We start from the raw sequence: 16623 nt of genomic DNA, 5'->3' as shown, positions 1-16623 counted from the left end.
GAACGCCATATATATCATTCTCAACAGCTTAGCACGCGATGAACGTCACTCCGCCGCGACGGCCTCCACTGTGTCGTCGAGCGGATGCGAAAGCCGGGTGAGCATTTCCTTCGGCACCACCTGCCAGAAATGCCCGACCGCGCGGTCCCACTCCTCGAGAATGCCCCGCGACCATTTGCTGTCGGTCGCCTCGGCATGCGCCTCGATCAGCCCGTGCAATCTGGCCTCCCAATGCGCCGAGGACAGCCGCTGCCAGACGATGCTCTCCGGATTGGCGCGGGCTGCGAAGCAGGCATCGGCGTCGTAGATGAACGCCATGCCGCCGGTCATCCCGGCGCCGAAGTTCATGCCGACCTTGCCGAGCACCACCGCAGTCCCGCCGGTCATATACTCGCAGCCATTGGCACCGCAGCCCTCGACCACCACTTCGGCGCCCGAATTGCGCACCGCGAAGCGCTCGCCGGCCTGCCCGGCGGCGAACAGCCGGCCCGAAGTGGCGCCGTAGAGCACGGTGTTGCCGATGATCGTATTGTCCTGGGATGCGAGCGGCGAGCTCACCATCGGGCGCACCGCGATGACGCCGCCCGAGAGGCCCTTGCCGACATAATCGTTGGCGTCGCCGAACACTTCGAGGGTGATGCCCTTGCACAGGAACGCGCCGAGCGACTGGCCGGCGCTGCCGCGCAGCCGCACCTGGACATGATTGTCGGCGAGCGTCGACATGCCGAACTTGCGCGTCACCTCGGACGACAGCCGGGTGCCGACCGCACGGTGGGTGTTCCGCACCGAATAGGTCAGCTGCATCTTCTCGCCGCGCGAGAACACCGCCGCCGCGTCGCGGATCATCTGCGCGTCGAGGCTGTCGGGAACCTCGTTGCGGAAGGTGCTCAGGCTGAAGCGCCGGTTGGCGTCGTCGGCATCGACCTTGGCGAGGATCGGGTTCAGGTCGAGATCGTCGAGATGCTCGGCACCGCGACTGACCTGCCGAAGCAATTCGGTGCGCCCGATGATCTCGTCGAGGCTCGAGAAACCGAGCTTGGCGAGGATCTCGCGGACTTCCTCGGCGATGAAGGTCATCAGGTTGATCACCTTCTCGGGCGTGCCGACGAATTTGGCGCGCAGCCTTTCGTCCTGCGTGCAGACGCCGACGGGACACGTGTTCGAATGGCATTGGCGGACCATGATGCAGCCCATTGCGACCAGCGAAAGCGTGCCGATGCCGAATTCCTCGGCGCCGAGGATCGCGGCGATAACGATGTCGCGCCCGGTCTTGAGCCCGCCATCGGTGCGCAGGGTCACCCGGCCGCGCAGCCCGTTGAGGGTGAGCGTCTGGTTGACCTCGGTCAGCCCCATCTCCCACGGCGTGCCGGCATACTTCACCGAAGTCTGGGGGGAGGCGCCGGTGCCGCCGACATGGCCGGCGACGAGGATCACGTCGGCATGCGCCTTGGCGACGCCGGCCGCGACCGTGCCGATCCCCGCCGAGCTGACCAGCTTGACGCAGACCCGCGCGCGCGGGTTGATCATCTTCAGATCGTAGATGAGCTGCGCGAGATCCTCGATCGAATAGATGTCGTGGTGCGGCGGCGGGGAGATCAAGGTCACCCCGGGCGTCGCATGCCTGAGCTTGGCGATGAACTCGGTCACCTTGAAGCCGGGCAACTGGCCGCCCTCGCCGGGCTTGGCGCCCTGCGCGACCTTGATCTCGATCTCGTCGCAGGCGTTGAGATATTCGGCGGTGACGCCGAAGCGGCCCGAGGCGATCTGCTTGATCACCGAATTGGCGTTGTCGCCATTCTCGTACGGCGTGTAGCGCAGCCGATCCTCGCCGCCCTCGCCCGACACAGCCTTGGCGCCGATGCGGTTCATCGCGATCGCCAGCGTCTCGTGCGCCTCGGGAGAGAGCGCGCCGAGCGACATTCCCGGCGTCACGAAGCGCTTGCGGATCTCGGTGATCGCCTCGACCTGATCGATCGCCAGCCCTTCGTTGGGGAAGTTGAACTCGAGCAGATCGCGCAGATAGACCGGCGGCAGGTCGCGCACGCCGCGCGCGAATTGCAGGTATGACGAATAGCTGTCGGTCGACACCGCGGTCTGCAGCAGGTGCATCAACTGCGCCGAATAAGCGTGGGTCTCGCCGCCGTGCCGCTGGCGGTAGAATCCCCCGATCGGCAGTGCCGCGACCGCACGATCGAACGCCGCTTCGTGGCGCATCATCGCGTTGAGGTGCAGCGAGGCATAGCCCTCGCCGGAGATCTTGGCCGGCATCCCGGGAAACAGGTCATGGACCAAAGCGCGGCTCAGCCCGACAGCCTCGAAATTATAGCCGCCGCGATAGGACGAGATCACCGCGATCCCCATCTTCGACAGGATCTTGAGCAGGCCTTCGTCGATCGCCTTGCGATGGCGCTTGAGGCATTCGGACAGGCTCAGTTCGCCGAACAGCCCGCGTGCCTGGCGGTCGGCGATCGAGGCCTCGGCGAGATAGGCGTTCACCGTCGTCGCGCCGACGCCGATCAGCACCGCATAATAATGCGTGTCGAGGCATTCGGCGGTGCGGACGTTGACGCTGGCATAAGAGCGCAAGCCCCGCCGTACGAGATGGGTGTGGACAGCGGCGACCGCGAGCACCCCGGCGATCGCTACCTTGTCGGGCCCGATATGTTCGTCGGTGAGGAACAATTCGGTGCAGCCGGCGCGGACGGCCTGCTCGGCTTCGTAACGGATGCGGGTGATCGCCGCGCGCAGCGCCTCGGGTCCGCCTTTGGCCTCGAAGGTGCAGTCGATCTCCGCGGATTGGGCGCCGAAATGCGCGCGCAGCCGGTGCCAGTCGGCATTGGTCAGCACCGGGCTCTCGAGCACCAGCACGCGCCCCGGCGTGCCTTCGGTGTCGAGGATGTTCGCCAGATTCCCGAAGCGCGTGCGCAGGGTCATCACCTGGCGCTCGCGCAGCGAATCGATCGGCGGATTGGTGACCTGGCTGAAATTTTGCCGGAAGAACTGGCTGATCAGCCGCGGCTTGTCCGAGATCACCGCGAGCGGGGTGTCGTCGCCCATCGATCCGATCGCTTCCTTGGCGGTCTCGACCATCGGGGAAAGGATCAGCTCCATATCCTCGAGCGTCTGCCCCGCCGCGACCTGGCGCCGGGTCAGCTCGGCGCGGTCATACGGCGCGTCGGTCGGCGCTGCCGGCAGATCGTCGATGCTGACGAACTCGCCGATCATCGCGGCATAATCGGCCTCGCCGGCGATACGGTCCTTGATCGCCATATCGTCGAACAGCACGCCGTTCTCGAGGTCGACTGCGATCATCTGCCCCGGGCCCATCCGACCCTTGGCGATCACGCTCGTCTCGGAGATCTGGACCATTCCCGTCTCCGAGCCGACGATCAGCAACCCGTCGGAAGTCTGGGTGTAGCGCAGCGGCCGCAAGGCGTTGCGGTCGACCCCGGCCACCGCCCAGCGCCCGTCGGTCATCGCCAGCGCGGCGGGGCCGTCCCACGGCTCCATCACGCTCGCGAGGTATTTGTACATCGCGAGATGCGATTCGGGGGTGTCTTCGTCCCACGCCTCGGGCACCAGCATGATCTTGGCGGTCGGGGCGTCGCGGCCCGAGCGGCAGATCGCCTCGAACACGGCGTCCAATGCAGCGGTGTCGGATGCGCCCGCCGGGATCACCGGCTTGATGTCCTCGCTCTGCTCGCCGAACGCGATGCTCGCCATCTTGATCTCGTGGCTGAGCATCCAGTTCTTGTTGCCGCGGATCGTGTTGATCTCGCCATTATGCGCAAGGCAGCGGAACGGCTGCGCCAGCCACCATTGCGGGAAGGTGTTGGTCGAATAACGCTGATGGAAGATCGCGACGCGGCTGGTGAAGCGCTCGTCCTTGAGATCGGGATAGAATTCGCCGAGGCTCTCGGCGAGAAACAGCCCCTTGTAGATGATCGATCGCGTCGACAGCGAACAGATGTAGAAGCCGTTGATCTGTGCGGCGATCACGCGCTTCTCGATCCGCCGGCGGACAAGATAGAGGTTCTTTTCGAACTCGGCGGCGTCGACCGCGTCGGGCAAGGGGCCCGCGATCATGATCTGCTCGATCTCGGGGCGGGTCGCCTGCGCCTTCATGCCGATGACCGACACGTCGACCGGCACCTGCCGCCAGCCATAGATGGTGTAGCCGGCCTCGATGATTTCCGATTCGACGATCGTCCGGCACGCCTCCTGCGCGCCCAGATCGGTGCGCGGCAGGAAGATCATGCCGACCGCGAGGCGGTTCGGCATCACCCGGTGCCCGCCGGCGGCGATCGCATCGTCGAAAAAGCGCACCGGCAAGTCGACATGCAGCCCGGCGCCGTCGCCGGTCTTGCCGTCGGCATCCACCGCGCCGCGGTGCCATACCGCCTTGAGCGCGTCGATCGCCGACTGGACGACGCGGCGCGACGGCTGGCCGTCGGTCGCCGCGACCATGCCCACGCCACAGGCATCGCCCTCGAATTCGGGGCGGTACATGCCCTCCTCGGCAAGACGGGTGCGTTCGGTTTCGTCGATCATTGTTCGGTCTCGGTTGCGGGCTCGGCGGCGTCGGTCTCGGGCTTGGGCGGCGGCGGCAGATGCGCCGTCTCCTTTTCGACTCGCTTCATGATGGCGGGCATCGCGCGCACCATCTCGGGCGCGGATGCGGACATTTCCTGCATCATCTCGGGATCCATGAAGGTCAGCAGATAGTCCTTCGCAAAGGCCGCACCCGAGGGCGTGGCGAAGAAGGCGTCGAGATCGCCGAGCTGCTGGAGCGTGAAGCGCCGTGCAAAGGCCTTGCCCAGAGCCGTGCGCACGCGCGGCTCGAGCTTGTCCATCACCTTGCCCATTTCCTCGCCCATCACGCGCGTCATGATCGTCATGCGCTCGCGAAAGGCGGGGTCCTTCTCGGCGGCGATCTGTTCGAGCGTCTTGCCGCTTTCGTCCTTTTCGCCCAGGTCGGCGGCGGTGAGGCCGCTCATCTGCGCGATCACGCCGTCCATCATCTGTGGGAAGGCATCGCGCATCATCCGTAGGTAAATACCTTGCGGAACCAGCCTCGCGACCACTTTTTGGGCCACCGCAAGCCGCGCCGGGTCCGCCGGCGCCGTCTGCGGCGCAGCCTGCGCCATTGCCGCACCGGGCAAAGCCAGCGCCAGAACGATTCCCGATCCCAAGGTCTTCGCGATCCTGTTCATGCCGCCACCTTCGCCTTTGCGCGCATCCATGCGTGCATATGCGCCGCCACGTCACGCCCGTCGCGGATCGCCCAGACGACGAGGCTTGCCCCGCGGACGATGTCGCCCGCGGCGAACACGCCCTCGACGCTGGTCATCATCGACTTGCCGTCGGTGCGCAGCGTTCCCCAGCGAGTGACGCCGAGGCCCTCTGCGCCGAACATTCTGGGCAGATCCTCGGCTTCGAAGCCCAATGCCTTGATCACGAGGTCCGCCGGCAGCTGAAACGCGCCGCCCGGATCGACTTCGGGCGCGCGCCGGCCCGAGGCATCAGGCGCGCCGAGCCGCATCTTCGACGCGCGCACTCCGGTCACCGTGCCGCCGCCTTCGCCTTCGCTGTCGAACGCCTCGGGGCCCGAAAGCCAGACGAATTCGACACCTTCCTCCTCGGCATTGGCGACTTCGCGCTGCGATCCCGGCATGTTGGCGCGGTCGCGGCGATAGAGGCATTTCACCGAAGCCGCGCCCTGGCGGATCGCGGTGCGGACGCAATCCATCGCAGTGTCGCCGCCGCCGATCACCACGACGTTCTTGCCCAAGGCGTTGAGGCTGCCGTCCTCGAACGCGGGGACGGTGTCGCCGAAGCTCTTGCGGTTCGATGCGGTCAGGTAATCGAGCGCCTCGACCACGCCGGAGGCGCCGACGCCCGGCGCCTTGATCCCGCGCGCTTTGTAGACGCCGGTGGCGATCAGGATCGTGTCGTGCTTCGCGCGCAATTCGTCGAGGCTCGCGTCGCGGCCGATCTCGAAGCTGGTGTGGAAGACGATTCCCGCTTCCTCGAGCCGCGCGACGCGGCGCATCACGATGTGCTTCTCGAGCTTGAAGCCCGGGATGCCATAGGTCAGCAGCCCGCCGGCGCGGTCGTGCCGGTCGTAGATATGGACGTCATAGCCCATCTCGCGCAGATATTCGGCCGCGCTGAGCCCTGCCGGGCCCGCGCCGATCACGCCGACCGATTGGCCGCGCGCCGGGCCGATGCGGACCGGCTCGACCCAGCCTTCGTCCCACGCCTTGTCGGTGATGAACTTCTCGACCGATCCGATCGTCACCGCGCCGTGGCCGGAGAATTCGATCACGCAATTGCCTTCGCACAGCCGGTCCTGCGGGCAGATGCGGCCGCAAATCTCGGGCATGGTCGAAGTGCTGTTCGAGAGTTCATATGCTTCGCGCAGCCGCCCCTCGGCGGTCAGCCGCAGCCAGTCGGGGATGTGGTTGTGCAGCGGGCAATGCACCGAGCAATAGGGCACGCCGCATTGCGAGCAGCGCCCGGCCTGCGCCTCGGCGTCGGGCACCGCATAGCGATCCGCAATCTCGCGAAAGTCTTCCGCGCGGAGTTCGGCCTCGCGCTTGGCGGGGTATTGCTGCCCGCACGCCACGAATTTGAGCATAGGATCGTCTGCCATGCGCCGCCCCTAATCCAGAGGCTTACGCAATAAAAGGCAGCAAAGCTTACCTATTTATCGATTCAGGCGCCCCAGATAAAAAAAGCGCAACAAAATTGCGCATATTTAGGGCCGCAGCGGCCTCATTGGCGAAGACTGAGCCATGCCAATGCCGCCCCGCCGGCAACGATTCGATACCAGGCGAAGGGCGCGAAGCCGTGCTTCGTCACGACGGCGAGGAACGCTTTCACCACCGCCAGCGCGACGACGAACGACACCACGAAGCCGACTGCGATCAGCCCGAGCCCGTCGGCAGTGATCGCGTCGCGATGCTTGTAGAGCTGGAGCACGGTCGCACCGGTCAGGGTCGGCAGTGCGAGGAAGAAGCTGAAATCGGCGGCGGTGCGGCGATCGATGCCCAGTGCCATCGCGCCCATGATCGTCGCCCCCGAGCGGCTGACGCCGGGGATCATGGCGAGGCACTGGACGAGGCCGATCTTGATCGATTGCATCGTCGACACGCCCGAGATGCCGAGCACATTCCCGGTGCGCGCGAGCCGCTCGACCACGAGGATCGCCACGCCGCCGACGATCAATGCCCAGGCGACGACCACGGCGTTTTCGAGCAACGCGTCGATCTGGTCGCCAAAGGCCAGCCCGAGCACCACTGCGGGGAAGAAGGCGATCAGCAGATTGCGCACGAACGCGACCGCGCCGGGCTCCCATTTGAGCAGGCCCTTGAACACCGCGAGGAAGGTCCGCCAATAAAGCACGACGATCGCGAGGATCGCGCCGGGCTGGATCGCGATGTTGAACACTGCCCATTGCGCGGCGTCATAGCCCATCAGCTCGCTCGCGAGGATCAGGTGCCCGGTCGACGAGACGGGGAGGAATTCGGTGACGCCTTCGACGATGCCGAGCAGGATCGCTACGAGATATTCGGTCATGGGCAAGCCTCTCGGTCAGGCGGCAGCCGGCGCGGGGCCGGCGCACCGGGTCATGCTGGGTCGCGTCAGGCGGCCGCGCCGAGCTGACCGAACCGGCCATGACGACGAAAGCGCACCAGCCAGCCAGGCGCCACGGTGGCGAGCGGGGTCGGGGTGATATGGAACTGCGCGAAGCCTTCGGCGCCGGCATGGACGACATTGTCCTGCTGGAGCATCCGCCACTGGTCGCTGGTGATCGGTGCGCCGGGCAGCGCGCCGAGCATCGCGACGAGGCTGCCCAAAGCATCGGGCAGCTCGACGAATCGCGCATCGCGACCGATCGCATCGGCGATCCAGTGATGGAGCGCGCGCATCGTGAGGATGTCGGGGCCGCCCAGTTCGTAGGCGTGGCCGCCATGCAATGCGGGGTCGGCCAACGCCTTGACCGCGGCGACGGCGACATCGGTTACATAAGCGGGCTGGAAGCGCGCCTCCGCGCGCAGCACCGGCACCACCGGTGCTGCCGCGATCATTGCGGCAAAACGGTTCACGAACGCGTCCTCGCGGCCGAACAGCACCGAGGGGCGCAGGATCGTCGCATTCGGGAAGGCGTCGCGCACCGCGGCCTCGCCTTGTGCCTTGGAGCGGCCATAGGCAGCCGGCGAATCGAGGCTGGCGCCGAGTGCGGAGAGGTGGACCAGCGCCGCGACACCGCTGCGCCGCGCTGCCTCGGCGACGTTGCGCGCGCCGTCGACATGCACTTTCGCCATCGCGCTGCCGAAGGTACCGGCGAGATTGACCACCAGATCCGATCCGTCGATCGCGCGCGCCACGGTGTCCGGGCGAGTCACATCGGCCGCGGCGAACTGGGTCTGGCCGAGCCCGCCCAGCGGCTTGAGGAACCACGCGTCGCGCGGTCGCTTCTGCGCGATTCGCACCCGTGCGCCCGTGCGGAAGAGCTCCTGTGCGACATAGCGTCCCAGAAATCCGCCGCCGCCGATCAGCGTTACCAGCCTGTCCTTCATGCCTGCCTCTTGAGCCTCGTGCGAGCCGCACCCCATGCCGCGTGGCTACGCAAACGGCAAGCCATGCGGGCGACGGGCCGGGCGATGCGCACGATATGGATCCTGGCGTCGACGCGCTGTTGACAGCCGCCCGACCCTCCAATAGAGCGCGCCGCCTACCCCGTGCCCAGATGGCGGAATTGGTAGACGCACCAGCTTCAGGTGCTGGCGCTCGCAAGGGCGTGGAGGTTCGAGTCCTCTTCTGGGCACCATTTTCCTGTTCGCACTTGACCGCCAACAGTTGCGAAACCCACGGAAATCTGCGAAAAACTGCACCGGCTCAGCCGGGACTGATCGCCGTTGTTCGCCCACATCCGGGCGGAAATGGGGGCCATGCTGGGGGCCACATATCTAACGCTCCGAATCGTGGCCCCCACAATGCCCCTGACAGACACCGCCATCCGCCAAGCCAAACATGGCCCCAAGCCAATCAAACTGTTCGATGAGCGGGGACTCTTCCTCCTGCTGCAGCCGAGCGGGGGAAAGCTCTGGCGCTTGAAATACCGGGTCGACGGCAAGGAGAAGAAGCTGGGCCTAGGCACCTACCCCGATGTCTCCCTGAAGGAGGCGCGCAAGCGGCGCGATGAAGCGCGTAGCAAACTGGCTGATGGGATCGATCCTGCCGCTGCCAAGAAAGCAGCCAACGACGCCCGGCGCGAGGCAGCCGGGAACACCTTCAGGACGGTGGCGGAGGAATATCTCGACAAGATTGCCCGTGAAGGCCGAGCGGCCGTTACAATCGGGAAGTCGCGCTGGCTGTACTCGTTGATCGACAAGGATCTGGGTTCGCGCCCGGTGGCGGAGATCAAGCCGGCGGAATTGCTATCAACGCTTCAGAAGGTGGAAGCGAAGGGCCATCTCGAGACAGCCCGCCGGATGAGATCGCTGGCCAGCCGGATATTCCGGTATGCCGTAGCCACCTCGCGTGCGGAGAGTGATCCCACCGCGCTGCTGCGTGGCGCGCTCGCGGCTCCGAAGGTGAAGCATCACAGCGCAATACTCGAAGCCGCTGCTGTGGGTGAGCTGCTGCGGGCAATAGAAGGCTATCAGGGCCAGCCGCTGACCTGCATCGCCCTGAAGCTGACCCCGCACGTGTTCGTCCGTCCGGGAGAGCTGCGCCAGGCGGAATGGACTGAGTTCGACTTGGACGGGGCAATATGGACGATACCGGCGGAGAAGATGAAAATGCGTGATCCGCATGTCGTTCCGCTATCGACCCAAGCGGTAGGCCTCCTGCGATCGGCCGAAGCGCTGAGTGGCGGGCAGCGTTATGTTTTTTCGTCGCTTTATCCGGGTAACCGCCCAATGTCGGAGAACACCGTGAATGCCGCCCTTCGGCGGATCGGCTACACGGGCGCGGAAATGACCGCGCATGGCTTTCGGGCAATGGCCAGCACGCTTCTCAACGAATCCGGCAGGTGGAGTCCCGACGCGATCGAGCGCGCGCTCGCCCACAGGGACGGAAATGCAGTGCGCGGCGTGTACCATCGCGGGAAGCACTGGGCCGAGCGGGTACAGATGGCGCAGTGGTGGAGCCACCATCTCGACGAGCTCCGGGATGGCCCGTTTTCGTAGCGGCTCCACTGACGTGGGGACGTCACGGTCGTCAGGATCAATATCCCAGCCTGTCTTCGGCAACTGCCAAAACTGACAAAGGGGGGGGGACGTGGTGCAGAAAGGCCCGCGCTCTCCCAGAGCGGTTCCATCTATCTTGTTCAGGGGCGGGGGCATGCTTTCCGAAAGTGGTGATGATACTGAGAGTACTCTCCCAAATCATTCTGAACGCCCCTTCCAGCCTAACGTAAGCGTCCTCTATGCCCCCCCCCTTAATGCCATACTGAGCCTTTCGAGCGCTTTTCCGAGGCCGCCGCTACGCGGGACGTGGGTCGGCTGCAAAACGGGCGCGGGCTCTAGAGAGAGATCTAGACTAATATAGGCGTTTTCGGCGCTTTACGCTCAGCTGATACCACTGCATGCTGTGACCTTAGCGGTTGTGCGAGGCATCACCATACCCGGGGGCTAAAGTGAAGAATAGCACATGCATCCACTTGAAGAGGTGGAGCGACGGAACGGATGGGCGGCCAGCCTCTCTCTTCTCCAAGAGACCTTCATGAACGTCTTCGATCTCGATGCCGATCTAATTCAGCGTTACGAAAGCTTTGCTCGGTCATTTACCGACATTCGCAGTTCGGACCTGAACGCGCAGATCAATGCTATTTATGACAGCGGAGTATTCTGGCCCGAGCCGCTAATCGGGCTCAACCCGCGCTATCGTTCCGGGGGCTCGGTAGCAGGCTTGGTAAGCGACGGCGTCGCTGACCCAGCCTTGGCCGATGTGTTCTCGTTAGGCACGCCGCGCGCGGTTATCACGTTGCACCGTCATCAGGAGCAGGCTTTCCACAAGGCAAAGCAGGCGAAGAACTACATCGTCACCACTGGCACTGGCTCCGGGAAATCTCTGTGCTTCTTCGTGCCAATCGTTGATCGCGTGCTGCAGGCGCGCCGCGCGGGCGAGACGCGGCGGACGCGCGCCGTCATTATCTACCCGATGAACGCGCTGGCGAATTCTCAGCTCGAAGAATTGGACAAGTTCGTCGAAGCAAGCGGGCTGCCGGATCATCTCAAGCCTACCTTTGCGAGGTATACGGGCCAAGAGGGTGATGGCGACCGTCAGAAGGTGGCGAACAATCCGCCTGACATCATCCTCACCAACTTCATGATGCTCGAGTTGCTGATGACCCGGCAAGATCAGCTTGATCGGCAAGTGATTGCCAACATGGCGGGGCTTGAGTTCCTCGTGCTCGACGAACTGCACACCTATCGCGGCCGCCAGGGCGCGGATGTCGCGATGCTGGTCCGACGGGTGCGTGAGCGCATGGGATCGCCCGACATGCTATGCATCGGCACGTCGGCAACCATGTCGTCGGGGGAAACGGATGGCGGGCGCAAGACCGTTGCGCGCGTCGGCACCACCTTGTTCGGCAGCGCCGTCTCCCCGGACGATGTCATTACCGAGACACTGGACCGCGCAACCGAGTGGCATGGCGGTGAAGCGTCGTTTTTGACGGCGTTGAGCAGCGCGGTGCAGCAACCTGCCGCCGCGACTGACTGGCGCAGCGACGCGCTGGCGGTGTGGATCGAGTTGAACATCGGGCTCAACGCGGGCGAGACACTAGAACGCGCTACGCCCCGCACATTGACCAACGCAGCGGAGGCGCTTGCGAAAGATACTGGCTTGGGCGCGGGCGAGTGCGCCACCGCTTTGCAGGAGCGACTGGTAGCAATGAGCACAGTCGCCGATGGAAGTGCCAGTGCCTTCATGGCGTTCAAGCTGCATCGCTTTCTTGCCGGTGCCGGTCACGCACATGCGACCTTGGAGCCGGCCGGCGCTCGCCGTGTTCGGCTCGCCGCCGAGCAGTTCGATCGGGAGAAGCCGGAAGCACGGCTGTATCCTCTCTTCTTCTGCCGACAATGCGGTCAAGAAGTGCATAGCGTTTCGCTCGAACGATCTGGCCGGGTGATCGCGCGTTCCATCGATCAGACGGCGAAGGACGAAGCCGACCATGATGGGACGCTTCATGGCTTCCTTGTCCCCGACGCGACTGGAGATCTCGCCTTTACCGGCGATGTCGATTGCTATCCCGACGACTGGATCGAGGAGGCGGCGAAAGGCCGCCGCCTAAAAAGCAGCCATCGTGGTAAGCACGAAGGGCAGCGCCTGAACCTGGGTGCGGACGGGCAGCACTTGCAGGAGGGGCTGACCGCCTGGTTCTTCGCCGGCCGTTTCCGCTTCTGTCCGCACTGCCTTTACCAGCCGGCTCCGCAGGCTCGTGATATCAACAAGCTCGCCAGCCTGTCGGCCGAAGGGCGCAGCTCCGCGACCACGCTGATCACGATCTCGGCACTCGACTGGATGGAGCAAACGAACGCGCCTGATGACCGGCATCGCCGCAAATTGCTTGGATTTACCGACAATCGCCAGGATGCCGCGCTTCAGTCCGGTCACTTTAACGACTTTGTCTTCGTCACATTGCTGCGTGCGGCGATGCTTCGTGCCGTTCGGCTAGCTGGAGAAGAAGGACTCAGTCACGAACAGTTCGGCGATGCGCTACGCCGCGCCCTCGGATTCGACCCGGAGCTTGTAACGCGGCGTGAAGAGTGGATGGCGAAGCCAGACGCGAAAGGCTTCGCGGCATTTGACGAAGCCAAGCGCACGATCAATCAGGTGCTTGCCCATCGGCTCTGGAATGACCTGCGCCGCGGCTGGCGCTACACAAATCCCAATCTTGACCAGTTAGCACTGATCGACGTGCGCTATCCCGGCGTCGAGATGCTGGCCGCGGATGATGAGGAGTGCGCAGGCAATCCCCACCTCGCCGGCGCAACGCCTGAAAAGCGCGCGGAGCTGTTCCGCTGCCTGTTTGGCACCATGCGGCAAGGGCTGGCGATCCAAGTCGATGCGCTCGATCGCACAGCGCTTGAGCAGGTGTCGCAACGATCGCGCGAGCATCTCAAGGCGCCCTGGTCGATCACGCGCGAAGAAGAAGAGCGCGATCTGGCGCGGCGCGGTACATTGGTGGTGGGCAAGCCGGACGGTCGCGTCGAGCTTGGCACGATCAAGGCATCAGCGCAAAGTGCGATCGGCCGCACTTTGGACAAGGCGTTGGGCGGTGTTCCGGCGAAAGAGCGCGAACCGTTGATCCAAGCGATGCTGGAGGCAGCCGAGGCCCATCAAATTGTTCGTCGGGTCGAACAGGGCGGGTGGCGCCTAGCCCCTGGGGCAATCCGCCTGCACGCGGGCGGTGGTGAGGCTAAGCCGGGACAGGACAACCGCTTCTTCAGCGGCCTCTATGCCGATGTCGCGGAGCGACTGGGCGAAAAGGGGCGGCTGCCTTTTGCATTCGAGGGGCGCGAGCATACGGCCCAGGTCGATGCGAAAATGCGTCAATGGCGTGAGGATCGCTTCCGGTTCGGCGAAACTGATCGCAAGCGGATCGCGGACGAGCGGACGGATATGGAGCAGCGTGGCGAGCGGAGCGATTTCCTTCCCTTGCTGTTCTGTTCGCCCACCATGGAGCTGGGCGTAGATATCTCCCAGCTCAATCTGGTGTTCCTGCGAAATGCGCCCCCGACACCAGCCAATTATGCGCAACGCGCGGGCCGCGCCGGCCGTAGCGGGCAAGCCGCGCTGGTGATTACTTACTGTGCGGCGCAGAGCCCGCACGATCAATATTACTTCCAGCGCCGCCAAGCGCTCGTCGCCGGTATTGTCAAGCCGCCCGCGATCGATCTGGTGAACGCCGACTTGCTAGCAAGCCATATCCACGCCGAGTGGATGGCCAGTGTGAGCGAGCCAATCGGGACGGCCATTCCGGACAATCTCCAGATGGATACGGACGGTCACCCCGTCGCGGAACGTCTGCGGCCCGCACTTTCTGCAGCAACGGAGGATACGGCGGCACGCGCACGCGCCGTTGCTATCGTGCTTTCGGCGCTACCGGACGAGAGGCCGGAGGAGCTCGCAGATCCAGTCGCGCTGGTTGAGACGCGCTGGCGCGCCGCCGGGGCGGCCTTCGAGCAGGCCTTCGAACGATGGCGCACGCTGTATAAATCCGCAGTGGATGAGCGGCAGGCGGCTAATGCCATTGCGCAACGCGCTGGCCTGTCGGCCAAGGACCGCGCTGACGCCCGCAGTCGCTACCTAGCAGCTGATCGGCAGGTGCAGTTGCTCGAAACGGGCACCAGTTCGTCAGGATCGGATTTCTACACCTATCGCTATCTTGCGACCGAGGGCTTTCTCCCAGGCTACAATTTTCCGCGCTTGCCGCTTTACGCCTTTATAGATCAGGAGAAGGTGTCGGCTGTGCTGCAGCGTCCCCGCTTCCTTGCAATCGCGGAATTTGGACCGAACGCGCTCGTGTATCATGAGGGCAAGGCGTATCGCTGTCACCGCGCGAAGTTGGCCTCTGGGTCACTTGACGAGCAGCAGCGGCTTGCGACGCAGATCTTCAACTGCTGCCAGAATTGCGGCGCAGCTCATGAAGAAAAGACGCAGGAGCGTTGCATGGTGTGCAGCGAGCCTTTGACCGCTGACGGCCAGATCGCCGAGCTGTTCCGGATCGAGAATGTTGACGCGCAGCCGAGTGCGCGGATCACCGCCAACGACGAGGATCGCCAGCGCCGGGGGTTCGAAATTCGAACGGTGTTCCGCTGGCGTGAAAGCCGCGCCGGTGAGCAGCGGCTGTCACTGTGGGCGGACGAGGTTCCGCTGCTTGAGGCTCGCTATGGGCCGCAGACTCGACTGTCCCGCGTGAACCTGGGCTTGCGACGCCGTGCCGAGAAGGAGGCAATCGGCTTCGACATCGACACGGTTTCGGGCCGCTGGCTGAAAAACGAGGCGAGGGGCGAGGAAGAGGGCGCAGATCCGGTCAGGGGCACCCGACGCCAGACGATCGTGCCGATGGTGGAGGACACCAAGAACGCGCTGCTCGTCCGCTTCAATCCCGACCTGAACCTCTCCAACGAGCAGATGGCCACGCTGCAACATGCGCTGGTCCGCGCGATCGAGGCGGAACACGTGCTCGACGCCGGCGAGCTGCTAGGCGAACCGCTGCCGACGCGCGATGACCGCAGATCGTTGCTGCTCTACGAGGCGTCCGAAGGGGGCGCGGGAGTGCTCAAGCGATTGATGGAGAATGCCGGCCGCTGGCGACGCCTGGCTGATGTTGCGATTGAGTTGATGCACCTTCACCGGACCGACGGTGTGCTTGGCGATAATCCCGATAAGGACCCTTGTGTTGCGGGCTGTTACCGGTGTTTGTTGTCCTACTACAACCAGCCCGACCACGCGCACATCGACCGCCGGGATGTCGAGGTGCTGAGCGTTCTCGACCATCTTTCCCGATGTGGGGCTGAGACAGACTCGCACTTGGATGCAGAGCCTTGGGCCGAGGCACTGGCTGGCTGGGGTGCTCCCTCGCCGTCGGTCGAGGCGATTGATGGCGCGACCTATCCATTGTGCTGGCCGGATCTGATGGTGATGGCCGTGACATCGCCGCCACCCCCCTCACTAATCGAACGCTGCCAGGACTTGGGACGCGACCTGATCGAACTACCCGCTTCCCCGCCAGCAGCTATGCCGCAGCCGCTGGCTGACGCACTTGGAGTGACCGCATGAGCCCAGCGCAATTGCAGGCCGGCGATCTCGTCACAGCGCGAGGCCGGGAGTGGATTGTGCTAGGCAAACCGGCCGAAGGGGTGGTGCGGGTTCGGCCGCTGTCCGGATCCGAAGAAGATGCAATCACCTTTGCCCCCGCGCTCGAAGCCGTGCCTATGGCCAGCGCGTCGTTCGCGGCGCCTACTGCAGAGCAGGTCGATACCCAGGAGGCAGCCCAACTGCTCGCCGATGGCCTTAGATTGTCGCTGCGCCGCGGCGCGGGGCCTTTCCGAAGCGCCGCGCATCTGGGTGTCGAACCGCGCGCTTATCAACTCGTGCCGCTGTTGATGGCGTTGCGCCAGGACGTGAAGCGCCTGCTGATCGCCGACGATGTCGGGATCGGCAAGACGGTCGAGGCAGGCATGATCTTGCGTGAAATGATGGATCGCAGCGAAGCCGATCGCTTCACCGTGCTGTGCCCGCCGCACCTCGTCGAGCAGTGGGTGGAGGAGCTAGGCACCAAGTTCGACATCGACGCAGTCGCCGTCACGTCGGCGCGAGCGCGCGCCCTGGAACGAGGGTTGGCCGTCTCCGAGAGTATCTTCTCCGCCTACCCTGCAACGGTCGTCAGCCTGGATTATATCAAGGCAGAAGGGCGCCGCGCGGAGTTCGTTCGATCCTGTCCCTCCTTCGTCATCGTCGATGAAGCGCATAGCTGCGTCGGCGGCGGGCAAGGAGGGACGCAGCAGCGTTACGCGATGCTGCGCGAACTGGCCCAAGACGCCACGCGCCACTTGCTGTTACTCACTGCCACCCCGCACAGCGGTGACCAAGAAGCGTTCC

Annotated in this window: 8 protein-coding genes and 1 tRNA gene; 4 read left to right on the top strand and 5 right to left on the bottom strand. The window is 64.6% G+C overall.

Going from position 1 to position 16623, the window contains the following annotated elements:
- Positions 1–45: 45 nt before the first annotated feature.
- The 5 genes from gltB to Q9Q95_RS15630 all read right to left on the bottom strand — a co-directional run bounded on the left by gltB (position 46) and on the right by Q9Q95_RS15630 (position 8585).
- Positions 46–4551 (bottom strand): glutamate synthase large subunit, encoded by a 4506-nt coding sequence (gltB, locus tag Q9Q95_RS15650; RefSeq protein WP_306098077.1) that lies wholly within the window; start codon positions 4549–4551, stop codon positions 46–48.
- Positions 4548–5213, bottom strand: a complete 666-nt coding sequence (locus Q9Q95_RS15645; RefSeq protein ID WP_306098076.1) for a hypothetical protein — start codon at positions 5211–5213, stop codon at positions 4548–4550. Before Q9Q95_RS15645 ends, gltB begins: the two co-directional genes overlap by 4 nt.
- Positions 5210–6655 carry an NAD(P)-dependent oxidoreductase gene (locus Q9Q95_RS15640; RefSeq protein ID WP_306098075.1) on the bottom strand — a complete coding sequence of 482 codons (1446 nt, stop codon included), beginning with the start codon at positions 6653–6655 and terminating at the stop codon, positions 5210–5212. Before Q9Q95_RS15640 ends, Q9Q95_RS15645 begins: the two co-directional genes overlap by 4 nt.
- 122 nt (positions 6656–6777) lie before the next feature.
- The gene (locus Q9Q95_RS15635) at positions 6778–7581 is read right to left on the bottom strand and encodes an undecaprenyl-diphosphate phosphatase (RefSeq protein ID WP_306098074.1); all 804 of its coding nucleotides are present in this window, start codon (positions 7579–7581) and stop codon (positions 6778–6780) included.
- Positions 7582–7646: 65 nt separating this feature from the next.
- Positions 7647–8585 (bottom strand): complex I NDUFA9 subunit family protein, encoded by a 939-nt coding sequence (locus tag Q9Q95_RS15630; RefSeq protein ID WP_306098073.1) that lies wholly within the window; start codon positions 8583–8585, stop codon positions 7647–7649.
- Between the two features lie 164 nt (positions 8586–8749).
- Between Q9Q95_RS15630 and Q9Q95_RS15625 the strand changes: the two genes are divergently transcribed.
- The 4 genes from Q9Q95_RS15625 to Q9Q95_RS15610 form a co-directional block, all read left to right on the top strand.
- Positions 8750–8836: transfer RNA gene (locus tag Q9Q95_RS15625), tRNA-Leu, on the top strand.
- Between the two features lie 166 nt (positions 8837–9002).
- Entirely contained in the window at positions 9003–10199 is a 1197-nt protein-coding gene (locus Q9Q95_RS15620) for an integrase arm-type DNA-binding domain-containing protein (RefSeq protein WP_306098072.1), read from the top strand.
- Positions 10200–10734: 535 nt separating this feature from the next.
- On the top strand, positions 10735–15801 hold the full coding sequence (locus Q9Q95_RS15615; protein ID WP_306098071.1) for a DEAD/DEAH box helicase: 5067 nt from the start codon (positions 10735–10737) through the stop codon (positions 15799–15801).
- Positions 15798–16623 (top strand): DEAD/DEAH box helicase (locus Q9Q95_RS15610; RefSeq protein WP_306098070.1); only part of this gene is annotated, 826 nt, incomplete at its 3' end. The genes Q9Q95_RS15615 and Q9Q95_RS15610, both read left to right, overlap by 4 nt.

This window comes from Sphingomonas sp. DG1-23 (assembly GCF_030730875.1).
Taxonomy (GTDB): Bacteria; Pseudomonadota; Alphaproteobacteria; order Sphingomonadales; family Sphingomonadaceae; genus Sphingomonas.
This window is presented reverse-complemented; position numbering and strand designations above follow the sequence as displayed.

What these genes read in the sequence shown, in the direction of transcription:
- Q9Q95_RS15630 (WP_306098073.1), bottom strand. Translation starts at nt 8,585, where the DNA reads ATGAAGGACAGGCTGGTAACGCTGATCGGCGGCGGCGGATTTCTGGGA.
- Q9Q95_RS15615 (WP_306098071.1), top strand. Translation starts at nt 10,735, where the DNA reads ATGAACGTCTTCGATCTCGATGCCGATCTAATTCAGCGTTACGAAAGC.
- Q9Q95_RS15635 (WP_306098074.1), bottom strand. Translation starts at nt 7,581, where the DNA reads ATGACCGAATATCTCGTAGCGATCCTGCTCGGCATCGTCGAAGGCGTC.
- gltB (WP_306098077.1), bottom strand. Translation starts at nt 4,551, where the DNA reads ATGATCGACGAAACCGAACGCACCCGTCTTGCCGAGGAGGGCATGTAC.
- Q9Q95_RS15645 (WP_306098076.1), bottom strand. Translation starts at nt 5,213, where the DNA reads ATGAACAGGATCGCGAAGACCTTGGGATCGGGAATCGTTCTGGCGCTG.
- Q9Q95_RS15620 (WP_306098072.1), top strand. Translation starts at nt 9,003, where the DNA reads ATGCCCCTGACAGACACCGCCATCCGCCAAGCCAAACATGGCCCCAAG.
- Q9Q95_RS15640 (WP_306098075.1), bottom strand. Translation starts at nt 6,655, where the DNA reads ATGGCAGACGATCCTATGCTCAAATTCGTGGCGTGCGGGCAGCAATAC.